The sequence below is a fragment of the Paenibacillus lignilyticus genome (assembly GCF_017942085.1).
In the GTDB taxonomy this organism is placed as follows: domain Bacteria; phylum Bacillota; class Bacilli; order Paenibacillales; family Paenibacillaceae; genus Paenibacillus_Z; species Paenibacillus_Z lignilyticus.
In genome coordinates this window covers 142,254-157,615 of record NZ_JAGKSP010000003.1, presented here as the reverse complement: position 1 = coordinate 157,615, position 15,362 = coordinate 142,254, and the positions used below count along the sequence as shown (strand labels likewise).

Genomic DNA, 15,362 nt, shown 5'->3' with positions numbered 1-15,362 from the left:
TACGCATGGGTAAACCTCGACTGGAAGGCAAAGTGATCGTAGTTACAGGAGGCACGAGAGGAATCGGCAAAGGAATCGCCCGCATGTGTGCGGCCGAAGGAGCTTCTGTGGTGATTTCCGGGAGAAACGAGCAGGATGGGAGCCAAGTGGTCTCGCAGATGGCCGAGGAATTCGGAACGAAAGCGCTGTTTATTCAGAAGGATATTAGCAGTGAGGCGGCATGCCGTGAATTGATGGAGGAAACAGTCGCGCATTTCGGACGAATCGATGGTCTGGTCAATAATGCGGGCATTTTTCCGAGAAGTACGATACTGGAAACGACGGAGGAATTGTTCGATTCGATATTCGCCGTCAACGTAAAAGGAGCTTTCTTCTGTTCGAAATATGCCATTTCGGCGATGCAGGAGACAGGCGGAGGTTCAATCGTTCAGATCGGTTCCACTAACGGATTTAGAGGCTCGCACGATCTTGTCGCGTACGCATGCTCGAAAGGTGCGCTCCGAACACTTAACCGCAATATCGGGGTTCACTATGCCAGAGATGGCATCCGATCGAACTGGGTGACCGTTGGCTGGGTGGCTTCTGAAGGGGAAGTGGAGCTGCATGCGAAAATGGGCCATTCGGTCGATCAGCTCAATGAATGGGCGGCAACCCGCGTACCGAGCGGGCGTATGCAGACTGCGGAGGATATGGCTTATGGCGTTGTTTACTTGCTATCGGATGAGTCCAACCAGGTAACGGGGACAGAACTTTCCATCGCCGGCGGCCTCGGCATTTAACTTAAACATGCGTTACAATAATAAGAAAGGCAGCCGAGCATGTGTTCGGCTGCCTTTCTTACGTTAATAATAAAGAGGAAGGTTAATTTCAATGACAGTTCCTTTACCGACTTCACTTTCAACTTTGATCCGGCCGGCGTGATTCTCAATAATCTTTCAATCAAGTCAAAAGCGATACGGATCAAGAGCTTTCGATTCGACTCATCGACGAAGGCTGCGCAAAATCCTTTCATCTCCGGAGACATTGGGGTAGAAGTCCTTTATTTATAAATCTTTAAGATTTTTAGTTACTTTATCTTAATTTGTTTTCTTTAACCTTAAGAAAGAGAGAATAGGAGGAGGAAACAAGAAATGAGAAATTGGCTTTTTTTGCTTGCGGTGTTAGTGTTGCTGGGGGCAGTCTACGAGCGATTCCAATCAGATGGAGATACCGGATTACCGGTGGAACACGCTGAGAAGGGGAACGCGATCGGAACGCCAACCTCGGATAACGCGGAGAATAGCCCGCCGGTAAACGAGCTGACGTTCCAAGTCGAGCCCGACCAAGTTCGCAAGGGAAACCTGCTTCTCGTGAATGAGGAAATTGCCGTACCGCCTAACAAAGCAGACGCCAAAGCAGTTAACTTATTTAAGCATAAGGAATTGGTGGACGGATTCGGTCTATTGGACAACTCGATAAGGTTGTCACCGGAGCTCGCTAAAGCGTTTACTACGATGGTCAAGCACGCTGCCGTTGACGGGGTCAAAAACTTTCTGATCAGCAGCGGATACCGCAGCGACCAAGAGCAACAAGCACTCTACGAACAGCTGGGTCCGGAAATTGCAGCGGTTCCGGGACATAGCGAGCATAGCTTGGGACTTGCGCTGGACATCGGTTCAACTACCGGACAGATGAAAGATGCTCCCGAAGGGATATGGCTAAAGCAGAATGCGTGGAAGTACGGGTTCATTGTCAGGTATCCGGAGGATAAAACGGAAATTACAGGCGTCATTCATGAGCCGTGGCATATACGCTATGTTGGCCTTCCTCACAGCGCAATCATGCAAGAAAATCATTGGGCATTCGAAGAATATTTGGTTCACTTGAAAGAACGTAAATCGATGACGGCTATCGTCGAGGGCAAAACGTATATCGTTTATTATTTTCCGGTGGCTTCCAATACGACGCTTCGCGTGCCCGTGGTCGGCAATTACGAACTATCAGGCAACAATACGGACGGCGTTATCGTGACCGTATTTGATATCGTGAACTAAAGGGAAAGCTTGAGAAATCAAGCTTTTTAGTCATTATTGTTAAATATTCACAATAATAAGCTGTAACCTTTTGAAAAAACATTGCGTCTAGAACGTACATCTGAGCAGAAAGGAAGAATAGTCATGATGAAAAGAAAAACTCTCATATTGTCCAGTCTGGTTTTTGCAACTGTGGTTTCGGCAGCCAGCGCACCAATCGTACACGGAGCAGAAAATAATCCGACTTCTGCCGCTCCTTCGGCTGTTTCTTTTAAAATTAACGATGTTAACTATAGCAACAACACAGGTAACCATAGTGTGCCGGCAGCTCCCTTTGTTACAAACGGGAACACGATGGTCCCCGTTAGAGCCGCAGCTGAATCTCTGGGGGCATCAATAAGTTGGAATGCCAAAAACCAGATGATTACATTGTCGGGGAAAGGCCTCGGCCCTATCCATTTCACAATGAATTCAACCTATGCGGTGAATGCAAAGGGAGAGAAAATCAAGCTGTCTGAACAAGTGCGCCAGACAAAAGGCACAGTGTTCGTTCCCGCCCGATCATTAGCCTCTCTGATGGGCATTCGTCTGCAATGGGAACCTGCAACCCTTATGATTACGTTAACCAATCACGTGCAAACCCCTAGCACGATAGATTTCAATTATCAATTTAATAAGGATATGGAAGGCTGGAAGGGCGGCTTTGCCGATATGCCGGTTGATTATGATAAAGAGATCTACGAGCTGGATTATGCTCGCAAATTACTTCCGATCGACAAGAATGCGGATAATTATGGCTTGAAGCTATCGGGGCATAACCGCAGCGATGATCTGTTTATGTATCTATCCAAAGGGATCGACGGCTTCAAACCCAATACTTCGTATAACGTGAATTTGAAGTTTGCGATGTACACCGATGCCGGCGGAGGTATGATCGGTATCGGCGGCTCTCCTGCCGAATCTCTGTTCATAAAGGCCGGTATTCTGACGAACGAACCTGCAGCTGTCAAAACCACTACACCGGGCTCGGAATATTACAGAATGAACGTGGACATCGGCAGCCAAGGAACCGGCGGCAAAGATGTCAAGGTAATTGGCAATGCTGCTAAACCTGATGCGGCCAAAGAGGGTTATCAGCGCGTTGAACTAACTTACAGCGCCAAAGTGACGGCAAATGACAAAGGCGAAATTTACATTCTGATCGGAGCCGATTCAGGCTACGAAGGGTTAAGCACCCTGTACTTTGATGATATCAAAGTTACCGCTCAAGCCATTTAGTTCGAGTACATGTGTGCAATAAGCTAAGGAAGTGCGCCTCTTAGACAGACATTGGTAAACCCTCCAGGGTACTCCGATGCAGATGGTGGAGGAAAGACCGGATAATGAGATTATCCGGTCTTTTTTCATGCCTGCGGATACCATTCGTTTTCTCAACTATTGGGTAATCATGTTTGTACCTTAACGATAGGGTCTACCGCAAGATTAAGAGAGAAGAGAGGGAAACCAAATGGAACAGCATGCAAAGGGACGAAGTAACGCAGGCTTCTCCGAAATCGGATTACGCAAATTGCACGACGTGTTGGCGCGGCACGTCGAGTCCGGGAAGATTCCCGGGCTAGTCGCTTTGGTCAGCCGGTACGGTGAGAAGCACGTGGAAGCCATCGGCACGATGCGTCAAGACGGGGGAGCGCCAATCCGCCGAGATTCGATCTTCCGGATGGCCTCCACTTCCAAGCTGGTCGCGGTCGCGCCAGTGATGATTCTGCTCGACGAGTGCAAGCTCCACCTGGACGACCCGGTAGATCCATGGCTTCCCGAACTCGCCAACAGGCAGGTGCTGAAACAGCCCGACGGACCGCTGGAAGACACCGTGCCGGCGCGACGACCGATTACCGTACGGGACTTATTAACTTCCACGTTCGGGCTCGGAATGGATATGGGGTTGCTGGGCTCTCCAATCTTCACCGCAATCTTCACGCAGGGGATATACGATACCGGACAGGTGAAGCTGCCCGATCCGGACGAGTGGATGCGCCGCCTGGGTACGCTTCCTCTGAGCTATCAGCCCGGAGAGCGGTGGCAGTACCACATCAGTATCGACGTGCTGGGAGTGCTCGTTTCCAGGGTTACGGGTCAGACGTTCGAGACGTTCTTGCGCGAACGTATTTTTAATCCGCTTGGCATGAAGGACACCGGCTTTCACGTTCCCGCCAGCAAGATTGAACGACTGCCTCCTAGCTACTCCCCCGATCCGCAGACCGGACAGTTCAATATTTGGGATGAGGCGATCGAGGGACGCTACAGTCAACCTCCGGCTTTTCAGGGAGGCGGCGGCGGGCTGGTCTCTACCGCAGATGACTATCACGCCTATTTACAAATGCTCTTAAACCAAGGGATGCACGGGACCGAACGGATCCTCTCTCGGCCGGCTGTTCAATTGATGACAACCAATCATTTAACGCCGGAGCAACAGGCAGCCCGAGATGCCATGGCCAAGAACTTCGTCCATCTGTCGCACGGCCAAGGGCAGCACGGTGGCTGGGGTTTCGGAATGGCAGTGCGCACCTACCGCGGCGATTACGCATCCATCGGTCAGTTCGGCTGGGACGGGGGCACCGGCACTGCGACTTACGCCGATCCGGATAAACAGCTCACCGGCATTCTGCTTACCCAAGTAGGCATGACCACTCCGGATTCCGCACGCGTAATTCACGATTTCTGGACGATGGTCTACCAAGCGATCGAAGACTAACGTTGATTATTATTATTTTCGCCGGCAATAGTGCCTCATCGAGTCAATTAGGATGATCCAGCTTGAAAAGGGGATCATCTCGACTGATTTGATGAGGCTTTTTATTGAGGTTCTAAATCCGAAAATCAATATTATTAATTTAAAAATTGATTTTATTTAAATTTCGTATTTACAAATTGAATATGTTGATTTACACTTTGAACTATGAAAGGAGTGGAGTATGAAGTATCCCATCCTCACGCAGTGTCCGGTCTGTAACCATCCGCTGCACGCCACCAAGCTGGAATGCGGTCATTGCCGGACGACGATTGAGAATCATTTTGAATTATCGAAGCTGGCTCTGCTTTCGCCCGAACAGCTCCATTTTGCAATCACCTTTCTCGTGAACAGAGGCAACATCAAGGAAGTCGAGAAAGAGCTCGGCATTTCGTACCCGACGGTGCGCGGCAAGCTCAACGATATTATTACTGCCCTCGGATACGATACGCGGAAGAAGCCGGAAGTCGATGAGAAGAAGGTAATTTCCATGCTGGAGAGTGGCGAAATTACAGCGGATGAAGCAGTCAAGATGTTAAAGCATGATTAAGGAGGAGAAACCATGAAAGAGGAAATTAGCAAAGTGCTTTCCATGATGCAGGAAGGTAAAATTGATTCTGACAAGGCTTCGCAATTAATTGACGCGCTTACGGAGAAGCAAACGGCTCCTGCATCACAAGCTGTGCAGGCGTGGGGGAGATCCGACTTTCCGAAGAAACTGTCGTCGGCATCCGGTGATTATTTAAACAAAACGTTAAAAATACGAGTAACATCTCAAGACAACGATAATATCAGCATCAATTTGCCGATTAAACTGGTGAAAGCCGTGCTCGGTGCGGGACACACGGTCGCCTCCAATATTCCGCAGGCCGCAAAGTATGTGAAGGATATCGATATCTCCATGTTGATCGAAGCAATCGAGAACGAGCTGGACGGTCAAATCGTTGACATTCGCTCCGGTGACAAGGATACGATCACCGTAGTGATTGAGTGATGAGGCATGATGATCATTAAGGTCAAGAACAACGAGCATGCTTTTACAATTCCGGTTCCTTATGCCCTATTACGCATGGGGAGCGGTATTCTGACTATGGATGTTTTTAGGCGGAAAATGAGAGGTTGGCTGATTCGGAACGAAGGACATGCGGACGGCCACTCTAGCCGAATCGATGAATCCGAGCTTGGGCTGATCAGCAGAAATTTCGGGCTTGAATTGGTGCTGTCGATTGTCGAAAACCGAAGCACGAAACAAGCGATCAAGCAGCTTATCAAGGAGCTGCAACGTTGCAGAGGGACAATTCTGGTTGATGTTCGATCACATGATGGCACGGAAGTTCTAATTAAATTGTAAGCGATGGTTTCGTGCCAAGCATGCTCATTTCATATAAAAACGATGGCAGCCGACTATCGGCTGCCATTTTCTCACTTGCGGCTACCTAAATATTCCGAGATTCTTCAAGGCTTCCAGCGTAATCGTCTTGGCGGTCGTCCCGCTGCTGTCTACGTTAGCAGCAAATACAAAGTCAGTCTTTCCGCGCTCAACATAGCCCACATACCATCCTAGCCCCATATCAGACAGACGCGTACCCGTCTTCCCATGTACGGTGTAACGATCCTGGTCGTTATCGATCATAATCCGTTTTACCGTCTTCATCGTTTGTTCCTCGAAAGGCAGTGTCTCCTTCACCAAATCTTCCATGAAACCGACCTGCTCCTCCGCCGAGATCTTCAGTGAACTATTCAGCCAAAAGGTATCGATTCCTCCGCTTATATCCCTATTTCCGTAATGGATGCGCTCTACGAAACTCTTCATGCGCTCCTCCCCAATGTCCCGAGCCATCGCCTGATAATACCAGATTGCAGACGCACGCATTGCTGAAGCCAGCGAATGGTCCATATTCCAAGCCTCGAACGGCCGGATGACGCCGTCCCACCGTTTCACGTCATATTCATCTCGTACAGCTTTCACTTCCAGACCAATGAGCGCGTTCGGTACCTTAAACGAAGATTCCGGTGTAAAGCGCTGCTTGCTTCGTTCAGGATTGCAGACCAAGACGCGGTCAGTCTTCAGATTTTTGATAATCAGCGTACCTTGAACATCATGGAACAGATCCTCGCAATGGAGCTTCGAATCTCTTGCAGCGGCGTTCACGGGAAGTGATGAACTTTCCATTGTGCCGGCGACTAGCAAGGCAGAGAGGGCCAATATACGGTATTTCTTTCTCCAAGTAATCACGTTGCATTCCTCCTCGGACTTCTTCATAATGGCGTAACAGAAAGGCTCATGTCGACATCACCGAGTATAAAGGAAGGAACGGTTAGTTTGCTTTGCGGTTTGGGGTAATTGTACCCATACAGTTGGTAGAGAGGAGTGCGAGATAGGATGCTATATGAAGCGATTGTGGAAGAGCTCCTGAATGAAATGAAGAGGGGGCAATTGCAGCCGGGGGATAAGCTCCAGTCCATACGGGAAGCGGCGCAAGTGTTTGGATGCAGTCGAAATACGGTCATTCGGGCTTATGGCGAGCTCGAGCGACGGCACCGAATCTATGCCGTCCCTCAAAGCGGATATTATGTAGCACACCGCAGTCCCGGCAGGGAGGAAACAAGAAGCGAGTCACCGGCACAGGACATCATCGATTTCGAGTGGGCCGGACCGGATCGAAGCGCCATGCCATATCGAGATTTCCAACACTGCTTAAACGAAGCCATAGAACGGTACCGTGAGGATATGTTCACGTATTCAAGCGGTCAAGGCCTCGCTTCATTACGGTTCCAGCTGTCCCGTCATCTGCGAGATTTGCAGGTATTCACGTCTCCGGATCGTATTTACGTGGTAACAGGCTCTCAGCAGGCTCTGTGCTTGCTGGCGGGATTAACGTTTCCGAACGGCAAGCGCAACATCGTAGTTGAACAACCCGTACATGCCGGCATGGTAGAATTGCTGGAGAAATATAGTGGGGAAGTGTTCGGTATTTCTTATGAGGAAGGCGGAATGGATTTAGAGCGGTTGGAGGAACTATTCCGAGACCGGGACGTCAAATTCTTCTACACCGTTTCGCGGTTTCATAATCCAACCGGGTACAGCCATACGAACGAAGCTCGCAAAAGGATGGTAGTGCTGGCGCAGCAGTATGATGTGTATATCATCGAGGATGACTACATGGGCGACCTGGATGGGGATCCCAAGAACGATCCCATGTTCGCCTATGATCCTTCAGGGCGAATCATCTATGTAAAAAGCTTCTCTAAAGTCATGCTTCCGGGCTTGCGCCTCGGGCTGGCCGTGCTGCCTGATGGATTGCGGGAAGGGTTTCTGCGGGCGAAGGCTGTGGCTGATGTGCATTCGCCTTTGCTAACGCAAGGAGCGCTCGAGGTGTACCTCGAGAGCGGCATGTTCGCTGCCCATATTGGCCGGATGCGAGAGATTTATCGTCGCAAAGCGGTGCTTCTGCAAGAAGCGTACCGCAAGCATCTACCTCCGGGAACCGCACACACAGGATCGTATTCCGGCTTCTACACCACAATTGAATTGCCGGCTCCGCTTCGAGCGCAAACGGTGGCCGACCACTTGCTCGGGCGCGGCGTGCGGGTCCATCCAGCGCAGCACCTGTTCCTGCCGGCATTTCGGAAGCAAGGAGTCATCCGGCTTAGCGTTTCGCAGGTTGAGGATAGACTCCTGGAGCCGGGCATCCAAGCCATTGGCGACGGTATTCGCGAGCTGTTAAAGCTGCGCACGGGTGTGAAATTTGTAAAGAGGGGATAGGAATAGCCGGACAAAAGTCACGTATGGTTTGGATCTATAGCCCGAAAGAGTCATTTCAAGCGAGAAATGACATGGTAAACTTTCTAGGAGCTAGTTTTCTTAAAAGGGGATATAAAGATGAACAAATATTTGGCACTATGCTTCGCCCTATTCGTTGCGTTATTACTACCGCGGACGGTATCTGCGCATACCGATTTGAAAAGTTCAACACCGGCCAAAGACGAGACGGTTACAACGGCCGTGAGTGAGATCACATTATCGTTTGCCACCGAGATTGAACCCGTCGTTGTACTTAAGGTTACGGATGCTTCAAATAAGGAAATCCCGGTCAAGATCGAAGCCGGCGAGGATCAGTTGACAGGTGTATTGGATGCCCCTCTGGCGGATGGCGCCTACACGGTCAATTGGCGCATTATTGGGGAAGATGGCCACAATATTAAAGGCAATTATTCGTTCACGGTAGCATTGCCGGCGGAAGCCGCTCCGGCTCCTGACACTGCGATGACACCTGAGAATGCGTCTGATTCTTCCGGTAACACCGAGAACACGAGCACCCAAGCAGATACTCAAACGGAACAAAATGAAGCTCCGGGAGCTGCAAACACTTCCGAAAGCGTAAATCCGTCCGATGCAACGGACCAGACCGCAGAAGATGTAGTACCGGAACAATTTGTAAATGCAGCTGACAAGAATCAGAGTAATAAGAACAAAACATGGACAGAAATAGGAGCAGTTGGCTGCCTGGTGTTGTTATTTTTCTTGTTTAGGGCGATTATGAAAAAATAGACATGAAACCTGCGAAGGAGTTAGATACGATGATTAAAGGTGTCGGAGGCATATTTTGGAGAACGAAGAATCTTGAGGCCGTGAAAAAATGGTACGGCGAAGTAGTTTGGATTGCAGATCCGGATGGTCGCCTAATTGAACTTTGGGAGAAATAAAGGCAAGTGAAAAATGGGCTTGTCCGGTTGGTTCAAGTGCGAATGGTGATGGTTAAGGTAAAGGAAACGGGGGATCTCCCCCAGAACGAAGAGGTGAATGACGATGAATGTTGTATGGATTATCGTTGGTGTCTCTGTGTTCTTGATTGCCGCAGCCCTTATCATTCGCGCAAACCGCTGGAAAACCGTTCTGACCGCACCAGGCAATCAAGCGGATGAAATCCAAGACAAACATGCTTACTTGCATGGACGGGGGATTCGCTCCCGCCTCCGCGAGCTGGACGGTTCGTCGGCATCCGGCATTGTTGCCGGCACGATGCATACAGGCGGACAGAATCCAGGCATGAAATTGCAGGTCCATAAGGAAGATTTCCAGCGGGCCAAGGAAGCGTTAGAGGAATACACGCATGTGCTTCACACTTCACATTCTCCATTAATATAGAGCAGCAGGACATTTCGAATACAGCATGTTAGTAATGGTTGGGCCTTTGCAGGCTCAACCATTTTTGCATTTCTTCCATAAAATTCATGCGAATCGCATATTTGGTTGACATTGCGCAAACAGTTCTGCATTAGCATTGAAGGATGGTTTCTACCCAGTCGGGAGGTGGTTGAGAGATGGCGGTGCTTCGAAGGCTGGCGCCGACGGCACTCAAGCTCGCGCTTGCGGGAATCATCGTCTTCTTCGTCTTGCGGAACATGCCGCTGAAGCTGGCGGACATCGAGTCGTTCTTAGCGCATGCGAGCTTGCGGTTTTATTCGTCCATAGCCGTATTCGCGTTCTTCCTTATGCTGCAGGCAGGCATTTGGGTGCTGATTGTGAACGCCGCGGGCGAGGAACCCGGTAAGCCAAGGAACGGCGTCAAACTGCCGCTGCTGGACGGCTTGCGGATCTTCATCGACTCGCAGTTCGGCAAGTACCTCCCGGGCGGTTTCTGGAATTATGCGGGCCGTGTCGTTCTTGCTTCGCGCGCCGGCGTATCGCTGAACGCGCAGCTCGCGGCCATCGTCTACGAGAACGTACTGCTCGTATCCGCGGCGCTCTGCTACGCATTGATTTTGCTGGTAAGCCTGGACATCGCCCCGGCAGCAAGCCTATTCGGAGTCATTTTGTTGTTCGCGCTTACCTATGTCTATTACAACAAGGGAGCGGCAGCGATTCGTGCGCTGTTCGTTCGAGTTTCGCGGCGGGTATTGCTGCGGCGCTTCTTTGCCAGGCTGTCATCATTGCGAGCAACTCAATCAGCTGCATGGTCCGGAGAGGCAGGATTGACGCGGAACCGTTTTTTCGGCTGCTTGGCGTGTTTCCTCGGGAGTCATTTCATTATGGGCATTGCTTTCTGGCTGCTGACAAATAGCTTCGAGCAAGGGCATATCGGCTTGTGGTACGCCGCCGGCACCTTTGCTACATCCTGGCTGCTCGGTTTGTTCAGTCCGTTGCCTGGCGGGCTGGGAGTGCGCGAAGGTTTCCTGGTGTATTTCTTGTCGCTCAAGCTTGGCGCCGAGACGGCGTTATATATATCCATTATCGCTCGGCTGTGGAACATCATGGCGGAAGTACTGTTCTGGGCGGCAGTGAGGACGGTCGGCCATTTGACGAGAAGGGTGAGGACCTATGACGAAGCGTAGAAAAATCGTTCTCGTATCAGGCGTGTTTCCGCCGGGCATTGGCGGCATGCAGAATTATTACTTTAACTTGTCGTTACATAGCAAGCACAAGATGACCGTCATCGCGCCGGAATATCCAGGGAGCGGCGCATTCGATCAAGGGCTCCCATTCCGTATTCATCGCGGGCCGTTCTTGCAGGAGGAGCGGGTGAACCTGACCAGTTGGGGACGATTGTTTCGCCTGGTGCGCAGGACTCTGCGCAGCGAAGAGCCGGACGTGACACTGTACGGCTACGTGTTGATCGGGTTTATCGGTTTGCTGTTTCGGGTTTTCGGCGGGCGTCGTTATGTCATATCTACGCACGGTATGGATATGCTCATGTTTAGGCGGTTCATGGGACTGAATGCGATCGTGAAGCTGATCTTGCGCAACGCAGACGGTGTGCTGACGAACAGTCATTTCACGAAGAAGCTGGTGGAAGACTACGGCGTCGATCCGCGGCGTATTGGCATCGTCAACCCCGGCGTCGAGCGCGTGTTTGAGAAACAGCCAATCGAATACGAACTGGCAAGGGCGCACGGGCTCGAAGGGAAATACGTGCTGCTGTCGGTCGGACGATTGGTTACGCGCAAAGGGCATGATCGGGTGATCCAAGCCATGCCGTCCATTCTGGAACGCATCCCTAACGCGGTGTATCTGATCGTTGGCGACGGTCCGGACCGACAACGGCTGGAGCAGCTTGCCCGATCAACGGGCGTTGCGGGCGACGTACTGTTCGCGGGCCGAGTGAGCGGAAGCGAGCGGTTGAATGCGTACTATAATCTGTCGCATCAATTCATCATGGTGAGCCGGGAGTTGGGGCGAGGAGATGCGGAAGGATTCGGAATCGTGTATTTGGAGGCGGCTTCCGTGGGAATTCCGGTTATCGCCGGTCGTTCCGGAGGGGCATCGGAGGCAGTGCTGGACGGTGTGACCGGGCTGCTCGTCGATCCGCAATCGACGGAAGAAATCGCCGAAAGCGTCGTTCGTCTGGCGAAGGATACCAAGCTTCGCGAACGGTTGGTGCGGGATGGCTGCCACAGAGCCAAGTCGGAGTTTCAGCACGAGGTGCTGGGCGAGAAGTTTGACCGTTACATCGCCAGGATCTGCGCGCTCCCGGCACCGGCAATGGCGCGCTTGCGCTTGTTGAGAGAATCGGCCCGGGAGAACGTTCGATAAGGGAGCAGTCGCGGCGTGTTTAAGGAGTTGTTTGCTTGACGGCAAACTGCTCCTTATTTAGCGTGCTATCATAGCGGCATTGGATTGCCTTCGTCTTGCTTGACCCATTTGCGGTACGCTTTTGGCGTAACTCCATAGAAAGCATGAAACTTCCTATAGAAAAAGGTTAGATTTTGATAGCCGATTTCTTTGGCAATCTCCTCGATGGTCTGATCCGTTAGCTTTAATTGCAGCGCAGCGTGAATGAACTTTTGCTCCTGTACCAATGAAGAGAAGGTTTTTCCGGTCACATTTTTGATGATTCGCCCCAGATGCTCAGCCGAATAACGAAAATGCTCGGCTGTTTGTTCTAATGTCATGTTTAGATAGTTTTGTTTGATGTAGGCCAGTAATTCCATGATGGAAATATTCGATTTTTTACCCCCTTTGTTCAAGAACAATTCGTAGCTGTCGCTTTTCAACAGCCTGGTGAACAGGATCGTCAGATAGGCTTTGAGAATCTCAGGGTTTGCCTGTTTGCTTCCGAAGGATTCGCATAAGAGGTTCTGGATCGTTTGTTTGATTTGCCAATTGTTCGACGTATGGAATAATAGAAAGTTCTTTTCTCTGGACGTATCCGTAAGGATGGAGGCTATGGTTTTACCAAGAATTTCAACCCCAAGAATGTTGTAAATAAAGGAGCTGTCAAAAAACTCATTCTTCGCTAAGACGTTTATGAGGATGTCATTCGCGCCTACCTTGTCGATGGAATGCTCCACATTCTTATTGAGAATAATCAAATCGCCTTCCTTAAATTCAAACCGTTCTCCTTGAATTTCTTGATAAAAGGTTCCGCTGTATACATAGTTCATCTCAAATAAGTTATGGGTGTGCTTGACCATTTGGACAAACCTCGTATGCCTGGAGATGGCGAAGACTTCCCCGGTCACGTTCAATCGAAGCACATCGCCCTCTAATGAATAATGGTACGCGGATGGATGGGTAACGGGCATAGAAGAAGCAGCATGAACGCGAGAATTATTTTGGCCGGAGAGCCTATCATCAGACAAAGCACGAGAAAGAATGCGATTTCTAATCATGTCATCGGAGAGCTCCTTATCTTGTAAATGGGCCTCCAAATCCGTTAATTCATATAAAATACGATCCAATTCTTCATAATTCATGATACCGCCTCCCACACTCGTATTATATCAGATTTGGTTAGTTATTACGCCGACAATCGACATTGGTGTTAAGGGGGAGATGCGATAAACTATCCGCAAAGGGCAGTCATTTCAGTCGAAGGGGGAAATAGAATGAGCTGCAATGTGCTGGAAAGTGAAATTCCGATGCACTCCAACGATATCATCAGGAGCGTAGTCGATGAGGTGATGGTAGAGGGAAGAAAAGTGATCCGCATTCATACGGCCTGGCAGCTGCAGCATGGTGCAATCCTGCTCTACGAATATTCGTCCATCAACTATCCGACAAGCAATTTTACCGTTCACGACACGTTGGAGGATTATCATCGGATATGTAAACAAATTCACTGGGTTAAATGAAGAATTCACGAAATTGTTCTGAACAGTGCTATACTGACCATAGAAAAATACTTCATCCAAAGAGTGGTGTGCAAATGGGTGGATAAAGTGTTTCATGTTCACGGCAAAGACGCAACGATAGCCTGGGACATCGCTGGCATGATCCCGTTTACAAAGACGAGCTGGAGATGACCGGACAAGTCCATGCGTTGAACTACTTGAAACGGTGCCGGGGCGGAGTTTTCGTTCCGAACCCGGTAGCTGAGGGATATAAATAGACATGGTATGAAGGAACCAAGCCCGAGTTTACGGGCTTGGTTCTTTTCGCTATGGCGCGGCTCGCGGCAGTGGTGCTGATGAGAGTCGCAATAATGAGCTCTTACCGTCGAAAACAGGCAGAAATGCAGCTGAGAGTAGGAATGCATAATCATTCACCGAATATTAACTTAAAGGATCAGATCCTCATGTGGATGCAGGAGGATAGTTAAGTTGGCAGGATTTTATAAAAAATACTGTTAATCTGTCATACAGGCATTTCTGGATTTCACTATAATGTGGATTAGTGAGGGGGAGGAGAGATGAATGCAGGGAATGGTGCAACCGCTTACGCGATTCCGCTTCGACTGTTACGCTTACTTATGCTTCAGCCAATCCGTATCGGTGGTCTTACGATCACGCTGTTAGACGCGCTGTCGGCTGAGCATGAGGAGGAGTGGGCGCCTCCTTCGCATCGGCATCCTTGGTATGAATTCAATTATGTTTCGGAAGGTGCGCTGAGCACGACAATCGCCGGCTGCGAATTTCGGATTGAAGCAGGACAATCCTATTTGATTCCGCCGGGTATCGTTCATTCGCATCGGCATCAACGGGGAGAGAAGGATGATGGATTTTGCCTGCGTTGGCAAATCGTCGAGGAGCCGGGCGAAGCCAGCAGCGGCACGACGGAAGAGGCGGAGTTTATTCGCTGTTTCTCTCAGATTCGGCCATACGCGTTTAAGCCCGAAACGGTCCAACCGCTGCTCGATCTTCGTTCGGATATTGGCGTATTGGCGCTGCGAACCGCTTTTGCGGGTTGGTTGACAGGCTTATTCGAAGACTGGCGGGCCGATTCGCCGGTCCCGTCAATGCAAGCGCATGATCATAACGACCTCATAGTCAAGCAGACATTGATGTACTTAAACGCTTACTACGCGAACGAATTGCGAGTGCAAGACATCGCAAGCGGCCTCCACGTTAGTTATCGGACGCTGGCCCGACAGTTCAAACAGCAAACGGGCGTGACGGTCATCGAGAAGTTGAACGACATTCGCATTCGGCAAGCGAAGAAATTGTTAATCGAAACCCCGATGTCGATGAAGCAAATCGCGCTCGCTGTTGGCTTGAAGAACGAATTTTATTTCTCGACCTTATTTGCTCAGGTGGCGATGGTAACGCCATCTCGATTTCGAAACCTCTATTATGAAGCCAGTGAGATGGTCAGCAGCCGTGACAGAAGAGGGGAGTAGGGG

General features: G+C 50.1%; 16 protein-coding genes and 1 pseudogene. 15 read left to right on the top strand and 2 right to left on the bottom strand.

The window, feature by feature from the left end; translation table 11 throughout:
• The first annotated feature begins 5 nt into the window (after positions 1-5).
• From I8J30_RS10280 to I8J30_RS10250, 7 genes are all read left to right on the top strand, one after another.
• A complete protein-coding gene (locus I8J30_RS10280) occupies positions 6-779 on the top strand; it encodes an SDR family NAD(P)-dependent oxidoreductase (RefSeq protein WP_210657908.1) in 774 nt (257 codons plus the stop codon).
• A gap of 351 nt (positions 780-1,130) precedes the next feature.
• Positions 1,131-2,033 (top strand): M15 family metallopeptidase, encoded by a 903-nt coding sequence (locus I8J30_RS10275; protein WP_210657906.1) that lies wholly within the window; start codon positions 1,131-1,133, stop codon positions 2,031-2,033.
• Positions 2,034-2,156: 123 nt separating this feature from the next.
• Positions 2,157-3,290, top strand: coding sequence for a copper amine oxidase N-terminal domain-containing protein (locus I8J30_RS10270; RefSeq protein WP_210657904.1), 1,134 nt, complete (start codon positions 2,157-2,159; stop codon positions 3,288-3,290).
• Positions 3,291-3,519: 229 nt separating this feature from the next.
• Positions 3,520-4,764, top strand: a complete 1,245-nt coding sequence (locus I8J30_RS10265) for a serine hydrolase domain-containing protein (RefSeq protein WP_210657903.1) — start codon at positions 3,520-3,522, stop codon at positions 4,762-4,764.
• Between the two features lie 220 nt (positions 4,765-4,984).
• Entirely contained in the window at positions 4,985-5,350 is a 366-nt protein-coding gene (locus tag I8J30_RS10260) for a DUF2089 domain-containing protein (RefSeq protein WP_210657901.1), read from the top strand.
• 12 nt (positions 5,351-5,362) lie between these two features.
• The gene (locus I8J30_RS10255) at positions 5,363-5,794 is read left to right on the top strand and encodes a hypothetical protein (protein ID WP_210657899.1); all 432 of its coding nucleotides are present in this window, start codon (positions 5,363-5,365) and stop codon (positions 5,792-5,794) included.
• Positions 5,795-5,800: 6 nt separating this feature from the next.
• Positions 5,801-6,151 (top strand): hypothetical protein, encoded by a 351-nt coding sequence (locus tag I8J30_RS10250; protein ID WP_210657897.1) that lies wholly within the window; start codon positions 5,801-5,803, stop codon positions 6,149-6,151.
• An 81-nt stretch (positions 6,152-6,232) separates the two neighbouring features.
• Here the strand turns inward: I8J30_RS10250 and blaOXA are convergent, their stop codons facing one another.
• Positions 6,233-6,973: a class D beta-lactamase gene (gene blaOXA, locus I8J30_RS10245; protein ID WP_240548038.1), complete on the bottom strand. Its 741-nt coding sequence runs from the start codon at positions 6,971-6,973 to the stop codon at positions 6,233-6,235.
• 210 nt (positions 6,974-7,183) lie between these two features.
• Here blaOXA and I8J30_RS10240 point away from each other — a divergent pair, with 210 nt between their 5' ends.
• The 6 genes and pseudogenes from I8J30_RS10240 (at position 7,184) to I8J30_RS10220 (ending at position 12,334) form a co-directional block, all read left to right on the top strand.
• Entirely contained in the window at positions 7,184-8,566 is a 1,383-nt protein-coding gene (locus tag I8J30_RS10240; RefSeq protein ID WP_210657892.1) for an aminotransferase-like domain-containing protein, read from the top strand.
• A 117-nt stretch (positions 8,567-8,683) separates the two neighbouring features.
• A complete protein-coding gene (locus I8J30_RS10235) occupies positions 8,684-9,352 on the top strand; it encodes a copper resistance CopC family protein (protein ID WP_210657890.1) in 669 nt (222 codons plus the stop codon).
• Positions 9,353-9,381: 29 nt separating this feature from the next.
• Positions 9,382-9,465: pseudogene (locus I8J30_RS33630) on the top strand (VOC family protein); the annotation flags it as partial.
• Positions 9,466-9,610: 145 nt separating this feature from the next.
• Positions 9,611-9,949: a hypothetical protein gene (locus I8J30_RS10230; protein WP_210657888.1), complete on the top strand. Its 339-nt coding sequence runs from the start codon at positions 9,611-9,613 to the stop codon at positions 9,947-9,949.
• A 176-nt stretch (positions 9,950-10,125) separates the two neighbouring features.
• The gene (locus I8J30_RS10225; RefSeq protein WP_210657886.1) at positions 10,126-11,136 is read left to right on the top strand and encodes a lysylphosphatidylglycerol synthase domain-containing protein; all 1,011 of its coding nucleotides are present in this window, start codon (positions 10,126-10,128) and stop codon (positions 11,134-11,136) included.
• A complete protein-coding gene (locus I8J30_RS10220) occupies positions 11,123-12,334 on the top strand; it encodes a glycosyltransferase family 4 protein (protein ID WP_210657884.1) in 1,212 nt (403 codons plus the stop codon). The genes I8J30_RS10225 and I8J30_RS10220 overlap by 14 nt, the downstream gene beginning before the upstream one ends.
• 68 nt (positions 12,335-12,402) lie before the next feature.
• On the opposite strand, the gene I8J30_RS10215 is transcribed toward I8J30_RS10220, so the two are convergent.
• The gene (locus I8J30_RS10215) at positions 12,403-13,497 is read right to left on the bottom strand and encodes an AraC family transcriptional regulator (RefSeq protein WP_210657882.1); all 1,095 of its coding nucleotides are present in this window, start codon (positions 13,495-13,497) and stop codon (positions 12,403-12,405) included.
• Positions 13,498-13,629: 132 nt separating this feature from the next.
• Here I8J30_RS10215 and I8J30_RS10210 point away from each other — a divergent pair, with 132 nt between their 5' ends.
• Entirely contained in the window at positions 13,630-13,875 is a 246-nt protein-coding gene (locus I8J30_RS10210) for a hypothetical protein (RefSeq protein WP_210657880.1), read from the top strand.
• 557 nt (positions 13,876-14,432) lie between these two features.
• Complete coding sequence (locus tag I8J30_RS10205; protein WP_210657878.1) at positions 14,433-15,359, top strand: helix-turn-helix transcriptional regulator; 927 nt, start codon at positions 14,433-14,435, stop codon at positions 15,357-15,359.
• Positions 15,360-15,362 lie beyond the last annotated feature (3 nt).

What these genes read in the sequence shown, in the direction of transcription:
- I8J30_RS10280 (WP_210657908.1), top strand. Translation starts at nt 6, where the DNA reads ATGGGTAAACCTCGACTGGAAGGCAAAGTGATCGTAGTTACAGGAGGC.
- I8J30_RS10215 (WP_210657882.1), bottom strand. Translation starts at nt 13,497, where the DNA reads ATGAATTATGAAGAATTGGATCGTATTTTATATGAATTAACGGATTTG.
- I8J30_RS10205 (WP_210657878.1), top strand. Translation starts at nt 14,433, where the DNA reads ATGAATGCAGGGAATGGTGCAACCGCTTACGCGATTCCGCTTCGACTG.
- I8J30_RS10210 (WP_210657880.1), top strand. Translation starts at nt 13,630, where the DNA reads ATGAGCTGCAATGTGCTGGAAAGTGAAATTCCGATGCACTCCAACGAT.
- I8J30_RS10260 (WP_210657901.1), top strand. Translation starts at nt 4,985, where the DNA reads ATGAAGTATCCCATCCTCACGCAGTGTCCGGTCTGTAACCATCCGCTG.
- I8J30_RS10255 (WP_210657899.1), top strand. Translation starts at nt 5,363, where the DNA reads ATGAAAGAGGAAATTAGCAAAGTGCTTTCCATGATGCAGGAAGGTAAA.
- I8J30_RS10235 (WP_210657890.1), top strand. Translation starts at nt 8,684, where the DNA reads ATGAACAAATATTTGGCACTATGCTTCGCCCTATTCGTTGCGTTATTA.
- I8J30_RS10225 (WP_210657886.1), top strand. Translation starts at nt 10,126, where the DNA reads ATGGCGGTGCTTCGAAGGCTGGCGCCGACGGCACTCAAGCTCGCGCTT.
- I8J30_RS10270 (WP_210657904.1), top strand. Translation starts at nt 2,157, where the DNA reads ATGATGAAAAGAAAAACTCTCATATTGTCCAGTCTGGTTTTTGCAACT.
- blaOXA (WP_240548038.1), bottom strand. Translation starts at nt 6,973, where the DNA reads ATGGAAAGTTCATCACTTCCCGTGAACGCCGCTGCAAGAGATTCGAAG.
- I8J30_RS10265 (WP_210657903.1), top strand. Translation starts at nt 3,520, where the DNA reads ATGGAACAGCATGCAAAGGGACGAAGTAACGCAGGCTTCTCCGAAATC.
- I8J30_RS10250 (WP_210657897.1), top strand. Translation starts at nt 5,801, where the DNA reads ATGATGATCATTAAGGTCAAGAACAACGAGCATGCTTTTACAATTCCG.
- I8J30_RS10275 (WP_210657906.1), top strand. Translation starts at nt 1,131, where the DNA reads ATGAGAAATTGGCTTTTTTTGCTTGCGGTGTTAGTGTTGCTGGGGGCA.
- I8J30_RS10230 (WP_210657888.1), top strand. Translation starts at nt 9,611, where the DNA reads ATGAATGTTGTATGGATTATCGTTGGTGTCTCTGTGTTCTTGATTGCC.
- I8J30_RS10240 (WP_210657892.1), top strand. Translation starts at nt 7,184, where the DNA reads ATGCTATATGAAGCGATTGTGGAAGAGCTCCTGAATGAAATGAAGAGG.
- I8J30_RS10220 (WP_210657884.1), top strand. Translation starts at nt 11,123, where the DNA reads ATGACGAAGCGTAGAAAAATCGTTCTCGTATCAGGCGTGTTTCCGCCG.